The sequence below is a fragment of the Amycolatopsis sp. NPDC059235 genome (assembly GCF_042754125.1).
GTDB classification, from domain to species: domain Bacteria; phylum Actinomycetota; class Actinomycetes; order Mycobacteriales; family Pseudonocardiaceae; genus Amycolatopsis; species Amycolatopsis albidoflava.
Window position 1 is genome coordinate 26,676 of record NZ_JBHZAG010000052.1, and the last position, 22,279, is coordinate 48,954.

A 22,279-nucleotide genomic window follows, 5' to 3' on the forward strand; every position below is an offset into this window, starting at 1 on the left:
AGGGAGTGCACTCATGACTGACCGACTCGCGCAGCTCTCCGAAGCAGGCGTCTCGATCTGGCTGGACGACCTTTCGCGGGAACGCCTGGAATCGGGCAACCTCGCCGGGCTCGTCCGCGACAAGCACGTCGTCGGCGTGACCACCAACCCGACGATCTTCGCGAACGCGCTGTCGAACGGCGCCGCCTACGACGCGCAGGTCAATGACCTCGCCGCCCGCGGCGCGGACCTCGACGGCACCGTCCGGGAGCTGACCACCACCGACGTGCGCAACGCCGCGGACCTGTTCCGCGACGTGTACAACGCGACGAACGGCGTGGACGGCCGCGTGTCCATCGAGGTGGACCCGCGTCTGGCGAAGGACACCGAGAAGACGGTGGCCGAGGCCAAGGACCTGTGGAAGACCGTCGACCGGCCGAACGTGATGATCAAGATCCCGGCGACCGAAGAGGGTCTGCCCGCGATCACCGCGGTGCTCGCCGAGGGCATCAGCGTCAACGTCACGCTGATCTTCTCCGTCGAGCGCTACGAGGCCGTCATCAAGGCCTTCTTCGCCGGCCTGGAGCAGGCGAAGGCCAACGGCCACGACCTCAAGGGCATCCACTCGGTCGCGTCGTTCTTCGTGTCCCGTGTGGACAGTGAGGTCGACAAGCGGCTGAACGCGATCGGCACCGACGAGGCCAAGGCGCTGCTGGGCGAGGCGGCCATCGCCAACGCACGGCTCGCGTACGCGGCCTTCGAGAAGCTGTTCGCCACGGACCAGTGGAAGGCGCTCGCCGAGGCCGGCGCGAACGCGCAGCGTCCGCTGTGGGCCTCCACCGGCGTGAAGGACCCGGCCTACTCCGACACCCGGTACGTCGACCAGCTCGTGGTCAAGGACGTCGTGAACACGATGCCCGAGAAGACCATGGACTCGGTCGCGGACCACGCGGAGATCACCGGCGACACGGTTTCCGGAAAGGGCGAGCAGGCGCAGGCGATCTTCGACAAGCTGTCGGCGGCCGGCATCGACGTGCCGGACGTGTTCGTGACGCTGGAGACCGAAGGCGTCGAGAAGTTCGAGAAGTCCTGGCAGGAACTGCTGGACACGGTGACCGGGCAGCTGAACAAAGCGAGGGGCTGAACCAGAGACCATGAGCGGGGACGAAACCGGCGTCGTGATCGTCGACGCCGAACTGGCAGAAAAGGCAGCGCCGCTGGCGCAGCGGCTGGCCGAAGACGGCGCCGCTGCCAAGCTCGCCGCCAAGGACTCCACGCTGTGGGGTCCGGACGCCGAGTCCGAAGCGTCGATCCGATTGTCCTGGACGACGTTGCACAAGTCGTCGCGTCCGTTGATCGGGGAAATCGAAGCGCTGCGCGCGGAACTGCGCAGCGAGGGCGTGGACCGCGTGGTGCTCGCCGGCATGGGCGGCTCGTCGCTCGCGCCGGAGGTCATCACCGCCACCGCCGGCGTCCCGCTCACGGTGCTCGACACGACCGACCCCGGCCAGGTGGCCGACGCGCTCGCGGGCGACCTCGAGCGCACCGTCATCGTGGTGTCGTCGAAATCCGGCGGCACCGTCGAGACGGACAGCCACCGCCGGATCTTCGCCAAGGCGTTCGCGGACGCCGGGATCGACGCGGCGCGACGGATCGTCGTCGTCACCGATCCCGGCTCCCCGTTCTCCGAACTGGCGGAGAAAGAGGGCTACCGCAAGACCTTCCTGGCCGACCCGCACGTCGGCGGCCGCTACTCCGCGCTGACCGCGTTCGGCCTCGTGCCGGCCGGTCTCGCGGGCGCGGACGTCGCGCGGTTGCTCGACCAGGCCGCGTCGGTGGCGGAAACGCTGGCCGAGGACACCGCTGAGAACCCGGCTGTGCAGCTGGCGGCGGCGTGGGGCGCGGCGCACGAAGCAGGTGCTGAAAAGGTCGTGCTGGCCGACACCGGTTCTGGGATCAAGGGCTTCCCGGACTGGGCGGAGCAGCTGATCGCCGAGTCCACCGGCAAGCTGGGCACCGGCCTGCTGCCGGTGGCGGTCGACGGCCCGGACGCACCCGGGTTCGCCGACCACGGCAAGGACGCGACCGCGGTCGCGATCGGCGCCGCGGAAGGCGCGGCGCAGATCTCGGTGACCGGCCCGCTCGGCGCGCAGTTCCTGTTGTGGGAGTTCGCGACCGCGCTCGTCGGACGACTGCTGGAGATCAACCCGTTCGACCAGCCGGACGTCGAGGCGGCCAAGAAGGCGGCGCGCGCGCTGCTGGACGACCCGGAGAAGCTGAAGGGCGGCGAGGAACCGGCCACTGTGGACGGTTCCGTCGAAGTCTTTGGCACTGGGTCCAACAATGCGGCGCGCAGCGCCTCCGTTGAGGGCGGCGGCGGGGGCATGGATGGAGTCTCGACCGACGGCAAGCTCGCCGACGTGCTCCGCGCGTTCTTCGGCTCGGTGGCCGACGGCGGCTACATCGCCGTGCAGGCCTACCTCGACCGGCTGGACGACGCGTCGACTTCGTTGCTGCGCGGCGAAATCGCGAAGCGGACCGGCGTGCAGACCACGTTCGGCTGGGGCCCGCGGTTCCTGCACTCCACCGGGCAGTACCACAAGGGCGGCCACCAGAACGGCAGCTTCCTGCAGATCACCGGTGCTGTCGACGAGGACCTCTCGGTGCCGGACCGCCCGTACACGCTGGGGCAGCTCCAGCACGCGCAGGCCCTCGGCGACGGCCAGGTGCTCGCCGAGCACGGGCGTCCGGTGCTGCGGCTGCACCTGACCGACCGTGCCGCCGGGCTCGCCGAGCTCGTCCGGGCAGTGCAGGAGGCCGCTCAGTGACCACCTGGCGCAACCCGCTGCGGGATCCCCGCGACAAGCGGCTGCCGCGGATCGCCGGTCCGTCGAGCCTGGTGATCTTCGGCGTCACCGGCGACCTGGCGCGCAAGAAGCTGATGCCGGCCATCTACGACCTCGCGCACCGCGGGCTGCTGCCCGCCGGGTTCTCGCTGGTCGGCTTCGCCCGCCGGGACTGGGAACACCAGGACTTCGGCGAGCTGGTGCACGATTCGGTGCGGGAGCACGCGCGGACGCCGTTCAAGGAGTCGGTGTGGAACCGGCTCGCCGAAGGAATCCGGTTCGTCCAGGGCACTTTCGACGACGACGACGCCTTCGACCGGCTCGCGCAGACCGTGCGCGAGCTGGACGAGGAACGCGGCACCGGCGGCAACACGGCGTTCTACCTCTCGATCCCGCCGGGCGCGTTCCCGGTGGTGACCAAGCAGCTGGCGCGCTCAGGCCTCGCGCAGGCCGACGAGAACACCTGGCGGCGCGTGGTCATCGAGAAGCCGTTCGGCCACGATCTCAAGAGCGCCAAGGAGCTCAACGCGATCGTAAACGACGTCTTCCCCGAGGAGTCGGTGTTCCGCATCGACCACTACCTCGGCAAGGAGACGGTGCAGAACATCCTGGCGCTGCGCTTCGCGAACCAGCTGTTCGAGCCGATCTGGAACGCCAACTTCATCGACCACGTGCAGATCACCATGGCCGAGGACATCGGCCTCGGCGGCCGCGCGGGGTACTACGACGGGATCGGCGCCGCGCGCGACGTCATCCAGAACCACCTGCTGCAGCTGCTCGCCTTCACCGCGATGGACGAGCCGCTGTCGTTCGAGCCGAAGGCGCTGCGCTCGGAGAAGGCCAAGGTGCTGGCGGCGACCAAGCCGATGCTGCCGCTGGACCAGACCACCGCGCGCGGGCAGTACGCGGGCGGCTGGCAGGGCGGCACCAAGGTGCCGGGGCTGTTGCAGGAAGCCGGATTCGCGAAGGATTCGAAGACCGAGACCTACGCCGCGGTGACGCTGGAGGTGCAGAACCGCCGCTGGGCGGGCGTGCCGTTCTACCTGCGCACCGGCAAGCGGCTCGGCCGTCGCGTCACCGAGATCGCGGTCGTGTTCAAGCGCGCGCCGCACCTGCCGTTCGACTCCACCTCCACCGAGGAGCTGGGGCAGAACGCGCTGGTCATCCGCGTGCAGCCGGACGAGGGCATCACGCTGCGGTTCGGCTCGAAGGTGCCGGGGACCACGATGGAGGTCCGCGACGTCACGATGGACTTCGGCTACGGCCACGCGTTCACCGAATCGTCGCCGGAGGCCTACGAGCGGCTGATCCTGGACGTGCTGCTGGGCGAGCCGTCGCTGTTCCCGGTGAACGAGGAAGTCGAGCTGTCGTGGGAAATCCTCGACCCGGTGCTCTCGCACTGGGCGAAGCTCGGCACCGCGCCGGAGCAGTACCCGCCGGGCAGCTGGGGACCGAAATCGGCTGACGAAATGCTCGAACGTACCGGCAGGCACTGGAGGCGTCCGTGATCATCGACCTGCCGTCGACCACGACGTCGGCGCTGAACAAGAAACTGGTGGAAATCCGCGAGCAGGGCGGCCAGGTCGCGCTCGGCCGGGTGCTGACGCTGGTGATCGTCGCGGACGACGACGCCAAGCTCGAGGACGCCATCGAGGCCGCGAACGACGCCAGCCGCGAGCACCCGTCGCGGGTGATCGTCGTGGCGAAGGGCGCGCGCACGGCCGCGCCGCGCATAGACGGCCAGATCCGCGTCGGCGGCGACGCCGGCGCGAGCGAGGTCATCGTGCTGCGGCTGTACGGTCCGCTGGCCGCGCAGGGGCAGAGCGCCGTGGTGCCGCTGCTGCTGCCGGACGCGCCGATCGTCACCTGGTGGCCGGGTGCCGGTCCGAAGGCTCCCGCGGAGGACCCGCTCGGCCAGCTGGCGCAGCGGCGGATCACCGACTCGGCCGCGGAAAAGAGCCCCATAAGGTCTCTCACCACGCGCGCGAAGTCCTATGTGGAGGGTGACACCGACCTGGCGTGGACCCGGCTGACCCGCTGGCGGGCGCAGCTGGTGTCGGCGCTGGACCTCCCGCCGTACGAGAAGATCACGAGCGCGACGGTGACCGGCGAGGCGGATTCGCCGTCCACCGAACTGCTCGCGGGCTGGCTCGCCGAGTACCTCAAGGCTCCGGTGCACCGGGTCAAGAGCTCGAGCGCGCAGGGCATCATCTCGGTGAAGCTGGAGCGGAAGTCGGGCGCGGTGGAGCTGACGCGGCCGGACGGGCGGGTCGGCACGCTGACCCAGCCGGGCCAGCCGACGCGGCGGATCGCGTTGCAGCGGCGCAGCAATCCGGAGTGCCTCGTGGAGGAACTGCGGCGGCTCGACCCGGACGAGATCTACGAGGCGGCGCTGCACGGGCTGCACAAGATCGCCGCGTCCAACGGGTCGAAACCCGCTGCCGCCAAGGCTCCCGCCGCCAAGCCCGCTGCCGCCGCGAAGCCGAAGACGGCCCGCAAGACGGCGGAAAAGAGCACCTCATGAGCCGGACCGAGGTCGTCGTCTACGAAAACCCGGACCTGCTCGCCGCGGCCGCCGCGGCCCGCCTGGTGACCCGGATCGTCGACGTGCAGGCGGCCCGGGGCGCGGCGTCGGTGGTGCTCACCGGCGGCGGCACCGGCATCGCCGTGCTGCGGGAACTGCGGGAGTCGAGCGCGCGGGACGCGATCGACTGGTCGCGGCTGGACATCTACTGGGGCGACGAACGGTTCGTCCCGGCGGATTCGGACGAGCGCAACGAGAAGGGCGCGCGCGAAGCCCTGCTCGACCACGTGCCGCTGGCTCCGGAGCGGGTGCACGCGATGGCCCCGTCGGACGGCGAATTCGGCGACGACGTCGACGCGGCCGCCGAGGCCTACGCGAAGGTCCTGTCCGACGCGGCCGGTCCCGATGCCGACGTGCCGGAGTTCGACATCATGCTGCTGGGCCTCGGCGGCGAGGGCCACACGGCGTCGCTGTTCCCGGAAACCGCCGAGGTGCGCGAAACCCAGCGCTCGGTGGTGCCGGTCCGCGATTGCCCGAAGCCCCCGCCGACGCGCGTGTCGCTCACGCTGCCGGCCATCCGCCGCGCCCGCGAGGTGTGGCTGATGACGGCGGGCACCGCCAAGGCGGACGCGGTCGCGCAGGCACTGGCCGGTGCGCCGGAAACGCAGATCCCCGTGTCGGGTGCCCGCGGGTACCGGCGGACGCTGTGGCTCCTGGACCGCGAGGCGGCAGGGAAGCTGACGAAGGTGTACGAGCCGCCAGCCGAGTAAGACGGTTTGCCGGAAAGGGCTCCTCGCGCGTTGGCGCGGGGAGCTTTTTTCGTTGTGGAGCAAGGGAAGCGGGCTTATCCCGGCGCTGCGCTCACGCGCATTGTTCCCCCGCCAGGTGGTTCGCCGCCAATTCCCCGCGCATCGCGACCGGGCCCGTCTCCGTCGCGCGGCAAGGAATTCTCGCCGCTACTCCCCCGCCGACTCCGCACCCGCCAGCAGCGCCGCCGTCGCCCCCAAATGGTCCGTCAGCAACCCCGCCGCGACCTCCGGATCCCGGCCCAGCGCCGCCCGCTCCAATTCCTCGTGCTGGGCGAGCACGTCCTCCACCGGGAGCCGGTACGCCGGGTGCACCGTCCACCGCCGGGCCAGTTCGCTCGCCGCCCACATCCGGTCGAAATTCTCCAACAGCACCGCGTTCCCGCAGCCGTCGAGCAGCGTGCGGTGGAACAAGCGGTGCGCTTCCGCCCAAGCAGCGGAGTAGTAGCTGCCTTCGTCCGGCACATACATCGGCGTCCGGGCGAGCCGGTGTCCCGCCGCGCGCACCCGCGTCTCCCACTCCAAGTCTCCGCGCACGACCGACAACCGCAGCATCGCGGGCTCGACCGTCTGGCGCGCCTCGACGATCTCCTGCCACCGCCGGTCGGCGAGCGCCGGCACCGCGAACCCGCGGTTGGTCAGCCGTTCCGCCAATCCCTCTCCGGCCAACCGGACCAGCGCCTCGCGCACCACGGCGAGGCTGACCTCGTACCGCGCCGCCAGCTCCTGCGGTTTCAGCGCCTGCCCCGGCTCGACCTCGCCGCGCATGATCGCCGCGCGGACCTGGTCGTAGATCTGCTCGGACAGCATCTGCTTCATGCCCTCAGGATAGACGATCTGACAAATCATCGATTATTATTGCTATCGTCGATCAGGTACCGCTTCCCGTGAGAGGAACTCATGTCCGCCAACTCCCCGTTCGCACGCCTTCCCGAGGTGCCGAGCTTCACCGTCACGAGCACGACCGTCGCCGACGGCGCGGCCTGGTCCGCCGAGCAGTTCTCCGGGATTTTCGGCGTGCCCGGCGGCAAAGACACGTCACCGCAGCTGTCCTGGACCGGAGCGCCGGAAGGCACGAAGAGCTACGCCGTCACGGTCTACGACGCCGACGCGCCGACCGGCTCTGGCTTCTGGCACTGGGTCGTCGCCGATATCCCGGCCACCGTCACCGACCTGCCGGAAGGCGCGGGCGACGACACCGGCTCGGGACTGCCCGACGGTGCGTTCCAGCTGCGCAACGACGCCGGAGCCGCGCGCTTCATCGGCGCGGCCCCGCCCGCCGGCCACGGCGAACACCTCTACTTCGTCGTCGTGCACGCCCTGGATGTCGCGTCGATCGGCGTCCCGGCCGACGCGACGCCCGCCGTCCTCGGATTCACCATGTTCGGCCACGTGCTCGGCCGCGCGGTGCTCGTCGCGACCGCGGAGACCCCCGCGTAAGCCTCGGCCGACTGCTCACTCGGAGGCCGCCGCTTCGTGCTCGCCACGCCGCGGCGGCCTTCGACTGCGCTCCGACACTTCCCACCCACCCGCACGGGTGATCTGTCGCCTGTTCGCGTGGCTAAGACCTGGTCCCGACCTGGGCGGCAAACGGAGTAACTGACACTCCGCCAAAAAGCGGCTCACCAGTATGTGGGAACCGCCGTATGGTGAACATAAGGTGATGTGATCGACACATGGTGATGTCGACCGCGCTTTGTTCATCCTGTTGGAGCAGTCGTGGAGATTACAACACCACTAGAACCACTCTGGGTGAAACTTACTGGCAACACACACGTTCCCGTTAGCATCCGCACATTTGTTCACCGCCGCGCGTCCCGATCGGGTGGCCGGAGCATCTCATCACTAAGTCCACAAGACGAATGGGGTCGCCGCGATGAGCACTGAGGGACTCTCGATTCCTGGCATCTCGATGAGCAGCTCCGCAGCGGGAGCCGCTCGACGGGCCAGGCGCGCCAGTCTGACCGGCGTGTTCGCCGTGTTCCGGAAACCCCTCGTCGCGACGATCGCGGTCGAAGCGGTGGTGGTGCTGCTGGCGGTGCTCGACGTCTGGCTGGTCGTGCCGCCGAAGGCACAGCCCTATTCGCTGTACCTGTCCGCCGCCGCGTGCCTCGCGGTCGTGGTGCGGCGGCGCTTCCCGTTCCTCGCGGTGCTCGCCGCGGTGCCGGGATTCTTCGCCGGATGGGCGCAGCTGGCGTCGATGCTCAACCTGGGCATGCTCGCGACGCGGCGGCAACTGCACTGGCAGACCTGGGTCGGCGCGGGACTCGTGTTCACCTGCCGGTTCGTGCGGTGGCCGCTGTCGGAGTTCGCGGAACTGAGCTGGCGCGAACACGTCCTCGACGGGATCTACGGCGTACTGGTCGCCGGAATGCCGATCGCGATCGGCCTGCTGATCGGGGCGCGCGCGGAGATCTCGGCGAAGCTGCGCGAGCTGGCGAAGAGCCGCGACCGCGAACGCCGCTTCCACGCCGACGCGGTGCGAGCCGAGGAACGCGCGCGGCTGGCCCGCGAGATGCACGACGTGGTGTCGCACCAGATCACGCTGATCGCCATGCAGGCCGGCGCGCTGCAGGCACAGGCGAAGGACGGCCCGGCGCTGGAAACGGCGCAGGTCATCCGCCAGCTCTCGACGCGGACACTGGAGGAACTGCGCTCGCTGGTGAGCGTGCTGCGCTCCGGCTCCGGAGACGACGGCCCGCGCCCCGGGATCGGGGAACTGGACCACCTGATCCGCGAGTGCGACGTGCCGGTGCAGCTGACCGTGGAGCAGCTGCCGGACACCCTGCCGAGCCAGGTCTCGGCGGCGGCGTACCGGACGGTGCAGGAATGCCTGACGAACGTCCACAAACACGCCCCCGGCGCGACGGCGACAATCCGCATCCACGCGGCGAGCGGCGCGCTGGACATCGAGGTGGAGAACGCCCGCGCTTGTCGCGCCGGAGAAGCCTTCCCGTCGGGCGGCCATGGTCTCACCGGACTCGCCGAACGAGCCCGGCTGCTGGGCGGAAGCTTCGAAACGTCCGGAACGGAGGACGGCGGATTCCGGGTGCGGGCGCGGTATCCGCTGGACCGCTGAGCCCTTGCTCGGACTTGCCTGGAATTGGTCTGGACCGGTCAAGAACTGCTCGGCGCCAAGGAATCGCCCCCGGTCAGGATGCGAACGCCAGCGGGGTTCAGACCTCTCTCCCGACAGATCGAGACCGCCCGGGCGGTGCCTGGCACCGCAGCCCGAACAGGAGCCGTGACTACCAGACTGCGCCACCCGGCCCCAGAGGTCTGAACCACCCTCAGTCAGGTCCAGACCACCCGGACGACGCCCGGCGGCCCCGGCGCCTGAACAGAAGGCCCGGCGAACACCCGGTCCGCGGGGGCCCGAGCCTCCCCCAACCAGGTCCAGACCACCCGGACGACGCCGACTGGCCCGCCGTCCGGACAGGAGCATCCCCGCCGAACTCAAGCCACCGGCCGCAGCGGTCTGAACCATTCCTCACCGAGGTCCAGACCATCCCCGGGAACTAAAAAACCACCGGCCCTCGCCCTCGCGGACGGGAAGCCGGTGGTCCCGGAGAAAAACCGTGCCTCAGATCAGTTCTCGGCGTTGGCGGAGGCGCTCGAGCGCTTCGGCGAGGATGGCCTCTCCGTCGGCGTCGCTGCGGCGTTCCTTCACGTAAGCCAGATGCGTCTTGTACGGCTCGGTCCGAGGCGCGGCGGGCGGATTCTGCTCGTTTTGCCCGCCGGGAAGCCCGCAGCGCGGGCAATCCCATTCTTCGGGGACCTCCGCGTCCATCGCGAACGACGGGCGGGCTTCGTGCCCGTTCGCACACCAATAGGACACCCGGCGCCGCGGCGCCGATTCACCCCGCTCCGATTCGCCCGAAGGACCGGCACCCACGCGGGTGCCGCGAATCGCGTTACCGCCAACCATGAATCCTCACCCGTTGGAATCGGCGGCGCGCCCCCCAATAGGCACGCCGATCGCAAGTCCCCTTCCGGGGACCCGGTCAGACCTTGAGCAGGAGGCCGAGACCCACGATGCTGATCAGCCAGATGGCTCCGAGCAGCAGCGTGATCCGGTCGAGGTTCTTCTCGGCGACGCTGGACCCCGCCAGGCTCGACTGCATCCCGCCGCCGAACAGGGACGACAGGCCGCCGCCCCGGCCGCGGTGCAGCAGCACGGCCACCACCAGCAGGACGCTGGAGGCGATCAACAGGATTTGCAGGAACAGCTTCATGTCATCCTCTGTGCTTGTCGGAGCATGCAGGGGTACGGCCGGACCCGCACAGCGTGCGGATCTTCACCGTACCCCTGGACTCGTCCACTGCTCTAGTGACGGACCGAACACACAGGCTACCCGCTAGTGCCCACGATCAGGGCAGCGGGCCACCGGCGGCGAGCGCGCAGAGTTTGGTGAACTCCTCGCCGTCGAGGCTCGCGCCGCCGACCAGCGCGCCGTCGATGTTGTCCGCGCCCACCAGCTCGGAGACGTTCCCGGCCTTCACCGAGCCGCCGTAGAGCACGCGGACCGCCGTGGCGACCTCGTCGCCGTACTTCTCCGACAGGGTCCCGCGCAGGGATTTGCAGACCTCTTCGGCGTCGGCGGCGGTCGCGACCTTGCCGGTGCCGATGGCCCACACCGGCTCGTACGCGATCACGACGGCCTGCACCTGCTCGGCCTTGAGTCCCTTCAGACCCTCGACGAGCTGGTTGCGGGTGTGCTCGAGGTGCTCGCCCGCCTCGCGGATCTCGAGCTCCTCGCCCACGCACAGGATCGGCGTGATGCCGTGCTTGAGCGCGGCCTTGACCTTCTTGTTGACCAGCTCGTCGGTCTCGCCGTGGATCGCGCGCCGCTCCGAGTGGCCGACGGTGACGAAGCTGCAGCCCAGCTTCGCCAGCATCGGGCCGGAGATGTCGCCGGTGAACGCGCCCGAATCCTGCGGCGACAGGTCCTGCGCGCCGTAGGTGAGCGACAGCTTGTCGGCGTCGATCAGGGTCTGCACGCTGCGGATGTCGGTGAACGGCGGCAGCACGGCCACGTCCACCTTCGCGTAGTACTTCTCCGGCAGCGCGAAGGCGATCTTCTGCACCAGGGCGATGGCCTCGAGGTGGTTGAGGTTCATCTTCCAGTTGCCTGCCACCAGGGGCTTGCGTGCCACTTAGTTCTTCCCCTCCAGCGCCGCCACGCCGGGCAGCTCCTTGCCTTCCAGGTACTCCAGCGAGGCGCCGCCGCCGGTGGAGATGTGCGAGAAGCCGTCCTCGGGCAGGCCCAGCTGCCGCACCGCGGCCGCCGAATCGCCGCCGCCGACCACGGTGAACGCGTCGCTCTTGACGAGCGCCTCGGCCACCGCGCGGGTGCCGCCGGCGAACGCTTCGAATTCGAAGACGCCCATCGGGCCGTTCCAGAAGACAGTCGCCGCGTCGGCGAGCTTCTGCGCGAACAGCTCGGCGCTGCGCGGGCCGATGTCGAGGCCCATGCGGTCGGCCGGGATGGCGGTGACGTCGACGGCCTCGTACGCCGCGTCGGCGGCGAAGCCTTCGGCCGCGAGCACGTCGACCGGCAGCACCAGTTCGACGCCGCGCTTCTCGGCCTCGGCGAGGAAGCCCTTGACCTGGTCGAGCTGGTCTTCCTGCAGCAGCGACGTGCCGACCTCGTAGCCCTTGGCCTTGAGGAACGTGTACGCCATGCCGCCGCCGATGAGCAGCCGGTCGACCTTGGTGAGCAGGTTCGCGATGACGCCGAGCTTGTCGGACACCTTCGAGCCGCCGAGCGCGACCACGTACGGCCGCTTGACGTCGTCGGTGAGCTTCTTCAGCACGTCCAGCTCGGCCAGCACGAGGCCGCCCGCGTACGCCGGGAGCACCGCGGCGATCTCGTAGACCGAGGCCTGCTTGCGGTGCACGACGCCGAAGCCGTCGGAGACGAACGCCCCGCCCGGCGTCAACGCGGCCAGCTCGGCCGCGAGCTCGGAACGGTCGACGGCGTCCTTGCTGGTCTCGCGCGCGTCGAAACGCACGTTCTCCAGCAGCACTACACCGCCGTCGTTCAGCCCCGCCACGAGCGCCTTCGCCGACTCGCCGACGAGGTCGCCGGCCAGCGGGACCTCGGAGCCGAGCAGTTCGCCCAGCCGCTTCGCGACCGGCGCGAGCGTGAACTTCGGGTCCGGCTCGCCCTTGGGGCGGCCGAGGTGCGCGGTGACGACGACCTTCGCGCCCGCGCCGGCGAGCTTCTTGATCGTCGGCAGCGCGGCGCGGACCCGGCCGTCGTCGGTGATGGCCGACCCGTCGAGCGGGACGTTCAGGTCGCTGCGCACCAGCACGTAGCGGCCCTGAACACCCTCGCTCAGCAGGTCGTCGAGGTTCTTGACGCTCATCGGGCTCAGAGCTTGGAGCCGACGAGCTTGATCAGGTCGGCGAGGCGGTTGGAGTAGCCCCACTCGTTGTCGTACCAGCCGACGACCTTGACCTGGTTCCCGATCACCTTGGTGAGCGGCGAGTCGTAGATGCAGGAGGCCGGGTCGGTGACGATGTCCGAGGACACGATCGGGTCGACCGAGTACTTCAGGATGCCGGCCAGCGGGCCCTCGGCGGCGGCCTTGTAGGCGGCGTTGATCTCCTCGACCGTGGCGGACTTCTTGAGGGTGACGGTGAGGTCGGTGGCCGAGCCGGTCGGGACCGGGACGCGCAGCGCGTAGCCGTCCAGCTTGCCGAGCAGCTCCGGCAGCACGAGGCCGATCGCCTTGGCCGCGCCGGTGGAGGCCGGGACGACGTTGAGGGCGGCGGCGCGGGCGCGGCGCAGGTCCTTGTGCGGGCCGTCCTGCAGGTTCTGGTCCTGCGTGTAGGCGTGGATCGTGGTCATCAGGCCCTGCTCGATGCCGAAGGCGTCGTTGAGGACCTTGGCCAGCGGGCCGAGGCAGTTGGTGGTGCAGGACGCGTTGGAGATGATCGTCTGCGAGCCGTCGTACTTGTCGTCGTTGACGCCGAGGACGACGGTCAGGTCCTCGCCCTTGGCGGGCGCGGAGATGATGACCTTCTTCGCGCCGCCGGCGATGTGCGCCTTGGCGGCGTCGGCGTTGGTGAAGAAACCGGTCGACTCGACGACGACGTCCACGCCCAGGTCGCCCCAGGGCAGGTTGGCCGGGTCGCGCTCGGCGAGGGCCTTGATGGTCTTGCCGTCGACGACGATGCCCTCGTCGGAGACGCTGACCTCGCCCGGGAAGCGGCCGAGGATCGAGTCGTACTTGAGCAGGTGGGCCATGGTGGCGACGTCGCCGAGGTCGTTGAACGCGACGACCTCGATGTCGTGACCGCTCGCCTTCACGGCGCGGAAGAAGTTGCGGCCGATCCGGCCGAAGCCGTTGACACCTACGCGAACGGTCACTGCTGCCACTCCTCTGGTGTTGATCACGGCGGCGGCGCACCGGCCGCCGGCCGTGGGGTTGGACACTGCGGAAGTTCTCCCGGGGCGCCCGCCCCGGAGAAGCCTCCGCGACTTCCGGGTTTCGGCGCAACCCTAGCGTGCGGGCGCCGTTGCCCCGGACTGCCCTGACGAGACTTCCACCACTGCCGGGAGACGTCAAGAATCGATTAAGAACCCAGCTCAGCCGGGTGAGGGCACGAAACGGGGCGAGCGCTCCCGCCGGGCTCCGGGGCCGGGGCGGACCAGTGGCTTGATCGGTCTTGGTGCCCCGGTTCACGCTGTCGGGCGGCACCGCCGGGGAAGGCCCGTCCGACGGGGCGGGCTCGGGAGGCCCGATCGGGCTCGGCGGCGCGTGACACCAGCCGCGCGGGACAGCGTGGGCGGCTGGGATCAGGAGGCTGCGGGGTCCGGGGCTTGGGGACGACCTGGAGCCGAAGCTCGCCGCGGCTGGCGTGCGGCGGAACGAACTGCCAGGCGGGGCCGGAGCCCTCGGGAACGAACCGAAGCCACAGGGACCGGCGCAGGCAGCGGCCAAACTAACCACCGAGCGGGGCCGGAAACGAGCCTTCGCGAACGGGCCGAAGCCCACCGGGGCCGGCGAGCGCGGCTGACGAACTGGCAGGCGGAACCGGTGACAAGCCCTCGGGAACAGCCCGGACCCGAAGCCCACCGGGACCGACACAGGCAGCGGCCAAACTAACCACCGAGCGGGCCGGAGACGAGCCTTCGCGAGCGGGCCGAAGCCCACGAGGCTGGCTCGGGCGGCGGCCGACGAACTGCCGGGCGGCAGTCCGGCGAGCCGTGGCTGCACCGCCGAGGCAATCCGATCACCAGGCAGCCCACCCGCTGAGCCGTCCCGTCGCCCTGCCCGCCGAGTCGTCCGGCCCAGCACGATGCTCGCGCGGCAACTGGTCATTTCGGCACAGCGCGAACCGCTATCCGGACACCTCCTTCTCCGCCGGGGTGCGGAACTTCGGCACCACACGCGCCTCCCCCAGCCACTCGCTCAGCCGGGCTGCCTCGGCCTCCACCGCGGCGGTCTTCTCGGCTCCCACGTCCTCCAGCAGGCGGACCGCGACTTCGCCGGACGCGCGTTGAGCCCAGGCTCCGACGATCCGGCCGTCGCTCCAGACTGTCGGGCCGATGTTGCCGCTGCGGTCGAACAAGGCGGAGCGGTGCGGGCCGACGTACCAGTCTCGCGACTGCCAGCCCATCGCGGTCGGATCCAGGGCGGGGAGCAGGGCGATCCACGGGTCGGGAGCGGGGACCGGGGCGAGGTCGTCGGGGAGGGCGATTGCGGGTTCGCCGTCCAGGTCCACTTCGGCGGGGGCGAGGGCGGCGAGCGCCTTTTTCGTTTGGCCCGCATTCCAGCCGGTCCACCAGCGGAGGTCGGCGATCGGAGCGGGACCGAAGGCGTGCAGCCATCGCCGGGCCAGGGCGGTTCGGGCTTCGTCTTCGGAGAGGGCTGGCCAGTCGGCACTGCTGGCAACCCCCGTGGCGCCTTCCGCCAGCCAATCGGTCAGCGGGGACCAGCAGTACTGCGTGCTCTGCCAACTCCCCCGCGGCCGGCCGCGCACGATGTGGCCCTCGGCGGCCAGCTGGAACAGCACCCGGCTGGTGACGTTGCCGATCGACTCGTACGGCTTTCCCTTCGCCATCAGCAGTTGCTGGCGCAGGCGCGGTTCGTCGTCCGCGAGTTGCTGGGCGGTCGCCGATTCCCTGGCTCGCAAGGCTTTCTCGACGCTCGCCATCACCTCGTCCAGCCATTCGCCCGGACGCGGGACATTCTCCGGATGCCCCAGGGTGCCCAGCTGCTTCTCCAGCAGACGGCGTTGCCGAGCCGCGATGTCGTACGAGCACGCCGCCTGTACCTGCGCGGCGGTGGCGACATCGGTGACGAACATGGTGCGCCGCATGCCCAGCAACCGCAGGAGGGTGCGCCGGGAGTACAGGGCCTCCTCGACATCGGCGACCGAGACCTCACGCACGCGCGACCAGGCGGACAGGTACACCGAAGCGGGATCGGTGGCGTGCAGCGCAACGACGCCGTCGACTGCTTCCTCGACGGTCGTCGTCCGGGCCGCCAGGTGGTGGCGTACGCCGAGGCGGGCTCGGCGCTGGGCGAGGGTCATCTTCACGATTCGATTCCTACCAGGAGGGACCGACAGAAAACGCGTCCCCGCTGGTCAAGAGGGCAAACCGGCGAGCATGGCGGTGCGCACCCGGGCCCGGAACCAGAGCTGGGCGGGGTCGGTGGCGGTGCGCGGATGCCAGGCCAGGCCCAGTTCGATCGGCGGCAGGTCCAGCGGGATGTCGAAGGTTCGCAAGCCCAGCGCGGCCAGGAACGGGTCCAGCCAGCCTGCGACGCCGATGGTCACCAAATCGCTGCTGCTCGCCAGGGCCAGGGCGCTCGGGTGGCCGGGGACGACGACGGCGACCCGGCGGTGCAGGCCCAGCTGGGCCAACGCGGTGTCGATCGGGCCATCTTGCTTGCCTCGGCGGGAGATGCCGATGTGCTCGGCGGCGGCGAAGCGCGCTGGATCCACCCGCGCGTCGAAGAGCGGATTTCCTTGCCGCGCAATGCCTAGGACGGTCGATCGCACCAACGGCTCGGTGCGGGTTTCCGGGTCGTGATGACCGGCGGCGCCGATCTCGAGGTCTACCCGGCCGTCGCGCAGCGCCCCGCTGTCCTCTGTGGACTCCGGCAGGAAAATGACCTCGACGTGCGGGGCTTCAGCACGGATGCGGGCGGCGAGCGGGCCGGCTAAGCCGCTTACCACCAGGTCGGCGGCTTGGATCGTGAAAGTGCGGCGCAAGTCCGCGGGGGTGAAGCCGGGACCGGGGCCCAGGATGCGGTCGGCTCGGTGCACCAGGGTGGCGACTTCGTCCTTCAACTCCAGCGCACGCGGGGTCGGGACCAGGCCTTGGCCCGCACGCACCAGAAGCGGGTCACCGGCGGCGCGGCGCAGCTTGGCGAGGGTGCGGCTCACCGCGGCGGGCGAGCTGCCCAGCCTGGCCGCGGCGCGCGTGACGCTGCCTTCCTGCAGCAGGACGTCCAATACGCGCAAGAGGTTGAGGTCCATGACCATCCGGAAGGTTTGCGTGAAGCGGAAGAATTCCGTGCCGATTCTTGCATCGACGCACAATCCGCGACAGCCCAGAGTGGATCACGTAAGCCAACAGGAGGAGAAAATCTATGCGAGAAGCGATACTCGCGGTCGCGGGAGCGAAGGGATCGGCGGTCGCGTTCTTCGACGTCGGGTCCGGGAAGCATCTCGGCACCGTCGAAGTGCCCGCCCAGCCGCACGACCTCTGCTTCGACCCGGTCCACCGGCTCGTCTGGTGCGCGAGCGCGTACCGCCGCGGCGCCTATCACAGCCACGGCGAGCGGGCGACCGAACTGACCGCGATCGATCCGGATTCGCGCGAGATCATGGAGGTCGTCGACCTCTCGCCGGACCACGCGCCGCACGGGCTGGCGATCGATCCGGTGCGCGGGCTGCTGTACGCGACGGTCGAGGCCGGTCCGGGCAGCGAAGGCGGTCTCGTCGTGGTCGACACTGCGACGCGGCGGCCAGTGCGGCATCTCGCGGCTGGTGCGCCGGGACCGCATTGGGTCGCGATCAGTCCGGACGGGCGGCGCGGGTTCGTGACCAACAAGGAAGCGCCATTTGTGTCCTTTGTAGACCTCGACAGCGGCGAGGTCGAACGCGTCTCCGTTCCGGGCAGTGAGGGGCTGGAAGTTTCCCGGGACGGCAAGAGGTTGTACGTCGCGACGCCGTATCTGGACAACGGCACCGAGCCGCTTCGCGCGACGCCCGGAGTCCGGGTGTTCGACGCGACGACCGGGTCGCTCGAAACCATCCTTCAGACAGAACGTCCAGTGCTGCCGATCCATTGCACGAACGCAGGCGAGGTGCTGGCCGCCGAGTTGGGCGGGCGGTTGCTGGCGTTTTCGGCCACCAGCAACGAGGTGCTCGGGTCGATGGAGCTGCGGACGGAGTTTCCGCTGGCCATTCTGTCCGATCCGGACGGTCGGATCGCGTTCGTGTCCGGGGCGGCGTCGACCGCAGTGGAGGTCATCGATCTCGAGACCCGCACCCTGGTGACCACTTTGGACACCGAGGCGGCGGGAGCGCCGGGCGGACACGGGCTGGCGTACGTGCCCGTCGGCTGACGGGTCTCGGCGCGCGGTGTGTCCTCCCGGACAGACCGCGCGCCAGCCAGACCGTCAGGCCGGTTGTTCTTCGTCAGCAGACAAATCCGCCGCAGGAGACACCCGGCTGAACATCCGCGTCGCCGAAAGCCGGGCCACCCCGTCCGGATCCCCGAGGTCGTCGAGGGAATTCCGGATCGTCGCGTCCACCGACAGGTACTTCCGCCCGGCGCGCAGGTCCGCGTCGTTGCGCAGCCGCACGATCAGCGGGAATTCCGCCAGCGCGCCCGCGTCGAACAGGCCCGTCGTGTAGATCAGCTGCACGCCCAGCGCCTCCGCGACGGCTCGCTGCAGTTCCAGCAGGTACCCGGCCGATGCCCGGCCGATCGGGTTGTCCAGGAACAGCACGCCCGAATGCCGATTCCGCGCCTTGCCGCGGTTGTTGGCGCGCAACGCCGCGAGCGTGCAGTACAGGATGATCGCCGCGGTCAGCTGCTGGCCGCCGGAGAACACGTCGCGGATTTCGGACACCCGCTGGCGTTCGGTGCGCAGCACGGAGTCCGGCTTGAGCATGTCGACCCGGTACCCCTTGGGCGAGGCGACGTGCACCCCGCGCAGCACCAGCGACAGCCCGTCGCGCTTCACGTCGCGGCCGTCGGCGGTCTTGCCGGCGGCGGCCTCGTCGACGACCTCGCCCAGTTTTTCCGCCAGCACATGGTCTTCCAGCTCGGTGAACCGGATCCGCAGGAATTCCTGGCCAGACCAGTCGCCGAGCCCGTCCGGCAGCCGCGACACCCGCTGCGCCGAGCGCAGGGTGCGCAGCGCGCCTTCGACCATCCCCTGCAACCGCGTGATGATGCCGCCGCGGTGCCGGTCGATCTGCGCGAGATCGTCGGTGAGCGTCCGCAGCCGGGGCCGCAGCGCCTCGCCCCATTCCGCCGCGTGTGCGGGAAGCTGGTCCCGCTTGACGGAAATCACCTGCTGCCGCACCGGCGTGCTGAGCTTCTCGAACCGCTTCTCGGTCGCGTACTGCGCCAGCTGGTCCGCCGCCGCGCGCACCCGCCGGTCGCCGGAATCGGCGGCCGACTGCGCGTCGTTCAGCACGGTGTTGAGCTGGTTGTACCGGGTCCGCGCGGACTCGACATCGCCGTCGTACGCGTCCGCCGGATCTTCAGAACGCAAGTGCGCCAACGATTCCGACAGCAACCCGAAGCCGGACGCCGAAGCCTTGGCCGCGTCCAGCGTCGCGTCCGCGGCCGCTCGGCGTTCCTGCAGTTCTTCCCACTTCCGGGCCGCCGCGGACACTTCCAGCGAAGCCGCGTCGATCAGCTCAAGGCCGTGCTCGATGTCGCGCGGACGCTCGGCCGGAGAAGCGACGCCGGTCTGCAACGGCAGGACGTCCAGCTCAGCCCGACGCGTCGACACCTGGCCGATCGCCTCGGTGCGTTCCTCTTCCACTGCATCGACGACTCGCCGCGCCCGCGCCAACGCCGCTGCCCGCGTCGAAGCGTCCGAACCGTCGGGCGTCTCCAGCAACGCCGCCGCGCGCGCCCGGACTTCTTCGTCCAGCGCTTCCAGCGCGGAAGAAGCCGCCGCTTCGGCAGACTCAGCCTGCTCCAACTCGGCCCGGAGATCGCTGCCGACCTCGACCTTCGCGTACGCCTCGGAAGCCGACGCGAACGTGCGCCGCAACGCATCCACCGGTTCCGAAGGCGCTTCGACATCCTCCGGCAGCTCGGCCGCGCCGGGCACCTCGGCCAACTCGGAACGCGCGGTGGTGACGGTGCGGCGGTGGCCATCGGCGGTCCGCTGCTCCTCCCCCGCCTGCTCGCGCAACCGCGCCGCCCGCGCCGAAGCCTCGGCCGCCGAATTCTCCGCGCGTTCCGCGATTTCCGTTGCCCGCTCGACTTCTTCGGTCCATTCCGCGACCCGCGCGGCCCGAGTGGACAGCTCGCCGAGCCGACGCGCCTTCTCCTCGGCCTCCGCGGCAGCGGTCCGCAACGCCGGGACCCGCTCCCGCAGCGAAGCGACTTTTTCGCTCAACCGGGCGAATTCCGCCTCCGCCTGCCCGAGCGCGGTCTGCGCGGTCTCCCGTGCGACGCGCGCGTTCTCGGCCTGCTCAGCGAGCGTCCCGATCGCACCAGCCGGGTAGTCCTCGCGCCAGGTGGTGAGCTTCCAGGTCAACGCGCCGTCGTTGGCCAGCGACTCCGACAGTTGCTCCAGCCGACGCTGCCGTTCCGCATGCCGCCGCGCCACGGCTTCCCGCTCGGTGTCGGCGGCTTCCTCGTCGTACATCGCCGGGTTCGGCGGCACGAGGAACTCGACGCCCGCCGCGGCCGGGACATCGGCAGCCTGGAACGCGTCCGTGGTACCGACCGCGACGACCGCGCTCGGCAGCAACCGCTCGGAGGACAGCACCTCACGCGCCCGCTTGACCTGCGCCGCGTCGTTCAGCAGCACGCCGGCGACGAGCTGCGGCATCCGCTCCAGCACCTCGTCGCGCCGCACGGAGTCCAGTTTGGACAGATAACGCCAGCCCGACCACGCGGTGATTCCGGCCTGCTCCAACGCATCCAGCGCGGCCTGGACGTCCTCCGGCGGCGGCAGCAGACCGCCCGACCCGAGCGCGGCGAGCGCCCGTTCGTCGGCCGACTCCTCCATCCGCAGCGCGGTCTGTTCCTTCTCCACCGCCGCGCTCGCGTCCCGCAAACGCTGCAGCAGCACCGGAAGATCGCTCTCCAGCTTGACGTCGTCCGCGCCGAGCAGCTCCATCAACCGCGGCTCCGCGGCCAGCGCGTCGGTGCGCCGATGCGCGCGTTCAAGGTCTTCGGCTGCCCGGACGAGCCGGTCCTGAGTGGACCCGGCGAGCTGGTGCGCCTCGTTGACCGAACGCTGCGCCGCTTGCAGATCCTCGCCGACCCGGTCGAGTTCCTGTTCCCGGCGAACGGATTCCGCCGTCGTGGCCTCAGCTTCGGCTCGCGCCGCCCTGGCCGACTCCGCGACGTCCGCACCGGACGTCAACAGTCCACTGCGGACAGACTCCGAGATCTCCTCGCGCAGCTCAGCGATCCGCGACGACAGCCCACGCGCCTCAGCCCGACGGCCAGCAGCCAGGTTCGCCGCCTCGTCCCGTTCGGTCTGCGCCTTCTCCGCTTCGGCCCGCAACGCGTCCGCGTGCGCCTCGGCTTTGTCCGCCTGCCGCTGCGCGTCACGCGCCAGCGAAAGCAAGCCACGCCCCAAGGCGACCGCTGCCGCGTCCCGTGCGGCCAGCGCCGGTTTCGCCTTCTCCTCACGGTTTCCGACTAGCTCACGCAGGTCTTTCGCCTTGCGCGCAGCGTTCAACCGGTTCAGCACAGTCGCGGTTTCGCGCCATGCCTCCGCTTGCGTCTTCGCCTCGGCCAGCTCGCCGTCGACGCGCTCGCGTTCGATCTGCGCTTCTTCCAGCCGCAGCACCGCGACCAGCCGGCGCAGCTCGGTGACGCCCGCGGTCAGCCGCCGATGGTCGCCCTCGGCGAGCTTTTCGGCGGACCGCACCTCCTCGACGTGCTCCTCAAGCCCGGACAGCCGCGCGTTCTCCAGCTCGTTGCGCGCGTGGATCCGCCCGGCCAGCTCGCCGAGGTCCTCCCGCGCCGATTCGGCGATCCGGCGCGACGCCGCGGCTACGCCTTCCTCCTCGGCCAGCGGACCGAGCAGTTCCAGCGCACCCTCGACGAAGTCCTTCTCCGCCATCAGATCGCCGCGCTGCGAGAGGTTGTTCGCGTACGTCGACACGACCTCGGCGAGGTCTTTCGGCTCGTCCTCCGACAGCACCGCGCGCAGCAGGAACTCCACGAACGCCTCGTCGGTGGAGAACTGGAACGCGTCGGCCGCCTCGCCCTCGCCCGCGTTCATCGCGCGCTGGTAGCGGAACAGCTCGGTGTCGAGGCCGAGCTGGTCAAGCCGCCCGGTCCACTCGTGGTGCCGGCGCGTCCAGAACAGCTCCAGCTCCGGTTCGGCCATCGCCGCGCCCGCGATCCGGTCGTGGAACCCGGACATCGTCAGCAGCCTGCCGTCCTCGGTCAGCGGCAGCGAATCGAGCGCGACGTCGGCGGTCGGGCGGAAGCAGTACCAGGAGTCGACCAGGTTCTCCGAGTCCGCGGACGTCACGTGCCCGCGCCACTCCGACACCTTGCCGGTGATCACCCGCTGCCCGGTCTCGACGTGCAGCCACTCCAGCACCACGTGCGCGACGTCCTTGGCCGTCACGAACTTCTCCAGCACCTTCGTGCTCGTGGTGCCGACGACCTGGCGCCGCCCGGGCAGCATCACCGAGAAGATCAGCTTGATCAGCACCGATTTGCCGCCGCCGTTCTCCAGGAACAGCACGCTCGCCGGCGACGGGCGGCGCACCGGGCCGCCCGCGTGGATGCCCGCGGAGAACAGCGCGTCCTGCTTCGGCGCGGTGATCGTGGCCCCGACGCCGCTGAAGTCCAGCACCACGTCCTGGTACCGGGCGCCCGCCGGGCCCACCGAATGCAGGCGGACCCGCGAAAGCTCGTACATTCCCGTCC

At 70.2% G+C, this 22,279-nt stretch carries 17 protein-coding genes; 8 read left to right on the top strand and 9 right to left on the bottom strand.

From position 1 onward, the window contains the following. The first annotated feature begins 13 nt into the window (after positions 1–13). Genes tal through pgl form a run of 5 tightly spaced genes read left to right on the top strand, consistent with a single transcriptional unit; the run spans position 14 to position 6,119 of the window. Positions 14–1,123 (top strand): transaldolase, encoded by a 1,110-nt coding sequence (gene tal, locus ACFXI3_RS28900; protein ID WP_378403660.1) that lies wholly within the window; start codon positions 14–16, stop codon positions 1,121–1,123. A gap of 10 nt (positions 1,124–1,133) precedes the next feature. After that, positions 1,134–2,807 (top strand): glucose-6-phosphate isomerase, encoded by a 1,674-nt coding sequence (locus tag ACFXI3_RS28905; protein ID WP_378403662.1) that lies wholly within the window; start codon positions 1,134–1,136, stop codon positions 2,805–2,807. After that, complete coding sequence (gene zwf / locus ACFXI3_RS28910; protein ID WP_344267239.1) at positions 2,804–4,333, top strand: glucose-6-phosphate dehydrogenase; 1,530 nt, start codon at positions 2,804–2,806, stop codon at positions 4,331–4,333. The genes ACFXI3_RS28905 and zwf overlap by 4 nt, the downstream gene beginning before the upstream one ends. Continuing rightward, positions 4,330–5,349: a glucose-6-phosphate dehydrogenase assembly protein OpcA gene (gene opcA / locus ACFXI3_RS28915; RefSeq protein ID WP_378403664.1), complete on the top strand. Its 1,020-nt coding sequence runs from the start codon at positions 4,330–4,332 to the stop codon at positions 5,347–5,349. The genes zwf and opcA overlap by 4 nt, the downstream gene beginning before the upstream one ends. Beyond that, the gene (gene pgl, locus ACFXI3_RS28920; RefSeq protein WP_344267243.1) at positions 5,346–6,119 is read left to right on the top strand and encodes a 6-phosphogluconolactonase; all 774 of its coding nucleotides are present in this window, start codon (positions 5,346–5,348) and stop codon (positions 6,117–6,119) included. Before opcA ends, pgl begins: the two co-directional genes overlap by 4 nt. Before the next feature lie 186 nt (positions 6,120–6,305). Here pgl and ACFXI3_RS28925 read toward each other — a convergent pair whose 3' ends face one another. Then, positions 6,306–6,965 (bottom strand): GntR family transcriptional regulator, encoded by a 660-nt coding sequence (locus ACFXI3_RS28925; RefSeq protein WP_378403700.1) that lies wholly within the window; start codon positions 6,963–6,965, stop codon positions 6,306–6,308. Positions 6,966–7,055: 90 nt separating this feature from the next. Between ACFXI3_RS28925 and ACFXI3_RS28930 the strand changes: the two genes are divergently transcribed. Together ACFXI3_RS28930 and ACFXI3_RS28935 are read left to right on the top strand one after the other, a co-directional pair. Then, positions 7,056–7,595: a YbhB/YbcL family Raf kinase inhibitor-like protein gene (locus tag ACFXI3_RS28930; RefSeq protein ID WP_378403666.1), complete on the top strand. Its 540-nt coding sequence runs from the start codon at positions 7,056–7,058 to the stop codon at positions 7,593–7,595. A 436-nt stretch (positions 7,596–8,031) separates the two neighbouring features. After that, positions 8,032–9,234: a sensor histidine kinase gene (locus ACFXI3_RS28935; RefSeq protein WP_378403668.1), complete on the top strand. Its 1,203-nt coding sequence runs from the start codon at positions 8,032–8,034 to the stop codon at positions 9,232–9,234. 504 nt (positions 9,235–9,738) lie between these two features. Here ACFXI3_RS28935 and ACFXI3_RS28940 read toward each other — a convergent pair. The 7 genes from ACFXI3_RS28940 to ACFXI3_RS28970 form a co-directional block, all read right to left on the bottom strand. After that, positions 9,739–10,083: an RNA polymerase-binding protein RbpA gene (locus ACFXI3_RS28940; RefSeq protein ID WP_344267249.1), complete on the bottom strand. Its 345-nt coding sequence runs from the start codon at positions 10,081–10,083 to the stop codon at positions 9,739–9,741. A gap of 76 nt (positions 10,084–10,159) precedes the next feature. Next, positions 10,160–10,390 carry a preprotein translocase subunit SecG gene (gene secG, locus ACFXI3_RS28945; protein ID WP_033292761.1) on the bottom strand — a complete coding sequence of 77 codons (231 nt, stop codon included), beginning with the start codon at positions 10,388–10,390 and terminating at the stop codon, positions 10,160–10,162. Positions 10,391–10,526: 136 nt separating this feature from the next. Beyond that, a complete protein-coding gene (tpiA, locus tag ACFXI3_RS28950; protein ID WP_344267253.1) occupies positions 10,527–11,312 on the bottom strand; it encodes a triose-phosphate isomerase in 786 nt (261 codons plus the stop codon). Continuing rightward, positions 11,313–12,527: a phosphoglycerate kinase gene (locus ACFXI3_RS28955; protein WP_378403670.1), complete on the bottom strand. Its 1,215-nt coding sequence runs from the start codon at positions 12,525–12,527 to the stop codon at positions 11,313–11,315. A gap of 5 nt (positions 12,528–12,532) precedes the next feature. Continuing rightward, positions 12,533–13,534 (bottom strand): type I glyceraldehyde-3-phosphate dehydrogenase, encoded by a 1,002-nt coding sequence (gene gap / locus ACFXI3_RS28960; RefSeq protein WP_344267257.1) that lies wholly within the window; start codon positions 13,532–13,534, stop codon positions 12,533–12,535. A 974-nt stretch (positions 13,535–14,508) separates the two neighbouring features. Further along, positions 14,509–15,705, bottom strand: a complete 1,197-nt coding sequence (locus tag ACFXI3_RS28965; RefSeq protein ID WP_378403673.1) for a winged helix DNA-binding domain-containing protein — start codon at positions 15,703–15,705, stop codon at positions 14,509–14,511. Between the two features lie 54 nt (positions 15,706–15,759). Then, positions 15,760–16,656: a LysR family transcriptional regulator gene (locus ACFXI3_RS28970; protein WP_378403675.1), complete on the bottom strand. Its 897-nt coding sequence runs from the start codon at positions 16,654–16,656 to the stop codon at positions 15,760–15,762. A gap of 113 nt (positions 16,657–16,769) precedes the next feature. On the opposite strand from ACFXI3_RS28970, the gene ACFXI3_RS28975 reads away from it, so the two are divergent. Beyond that, a complete protein-coding gene (locus ACFXI3_RS28975) occupies positions 16,770–17,750 on the top strand; it encodes a YncE family protein (RefSeq protein WP_378403677.1) in 981 nt (326 codons plus the stop codon). 54 nt (positions 17,751–17,804) lie between these two features. Here ACFXI3_RS28975 and ACFXI3_RS28980 read toward each other — a convergent pair whose 3' ends face one another. Beyond that, positions 17,805–22,271 carry a hypothetical protein gene (locus ACFXI3_RS28980; protein ID WP_378403679.1) on the bottom strand — a complete coding sequence of 1,489 codons (4,467 nt, stop codon included), beginning with the start codon at positions 22,269–22,271 and terminating at the stop codon, positions 17,805–17,807. Positions 22,272–22,279: the final 8 nt, after the last annotated feature.

Coding starts and splice junctions, on each gene's coding strand:
- ACFXI3_RS28970 (WP_378403675.1), bottom strand. CDS start 16,656: ATGGACCTCAACCTCTTGCGCGTATTGGACGTCCTGCTGCAGGAAGGC.
- ACFXI3_RS28965 (WP_378403673.1), bottom strand. CDS start 15,705: ATGACCCTCGCCCAGCGCCGAGCCCGCCTCGGCGTACGCCACCACCTG.
- ACFXI3_RS28975 (WP_378403677.1), top strand. CDS start 16,770: ATGCGAGAAGCGATACTCGCGGTCGCGGGAGCGAAGGGATCGGCGGTC.
- ACFXI3_RS28940 (WP_344267249.1), bottom strand. CDS start 10,083: ATGGTTGGCGGTAACGCGATTCGCGGCACCCGCGTGGGTGCCGGTCCT.
- pgl (WP_344267243.1), top strand. CDS start 5,346: ATGAGCCGGACCGAGGTCGTCGTCTACGAAAACCCGGACCTGCTCGCC.
- ACFXI3_RS28980 (WP_378403679.1), bottom strand. CDS start 22,271: ATGTACGAGCTTTCGCGGGTCCGCCTGCATTCGGTGGGCCCGGCGGGC.
- ACFXI3_RS28905 (WP_378403662.1), top strand. CDS start 1,134: ATGAGCGGGGACGAAACCGGCGTCGTGATCGTCGACGCCGAACTGGCA.
- ACFXI3_RS28955 (WP_378403670.1), bottom strand. CDS start 12,527: ATGAGCGTCAAGAACCTCGACGACCTGCTGAGCGAGGGTGTTCAGGGC.
- ACFXI3_RS28935 (WP_378403668.1), top strand. CDS start 8,032: ATGAGCACTGAGGGACTCTCGATTCCTGGCATCTCGATGAGCAGCTCC.
- tal (WP_378403660.1), top strand. CDS start 14: ATGACTGACCGACTCGCGCAGCTCTCCGAAGCAGGCGTCTCGATCTGG.
- secG (WP_033292761.1), bottom strand. CDS start 10,390: ATGAAGCTGTTCCTGCAAATCCTGTTGATCGCCTCCAGCGTCCTGCTG.
- ACFXI3_RS28930 (WP_378403666.1), top strand. CDS start 7,056: ATGTCCGCCAACTCCCCGTTCGCACGCCTTCCCGAGGTGCCGAGCTTC.
- ACFXI3_RS28925 (WP_378403700.1), bottom strand. CDS start 6,965: ATGCTGTCCGAGCAGATCTACGACCAGGTCCGCGCGGCGATCATGCGC.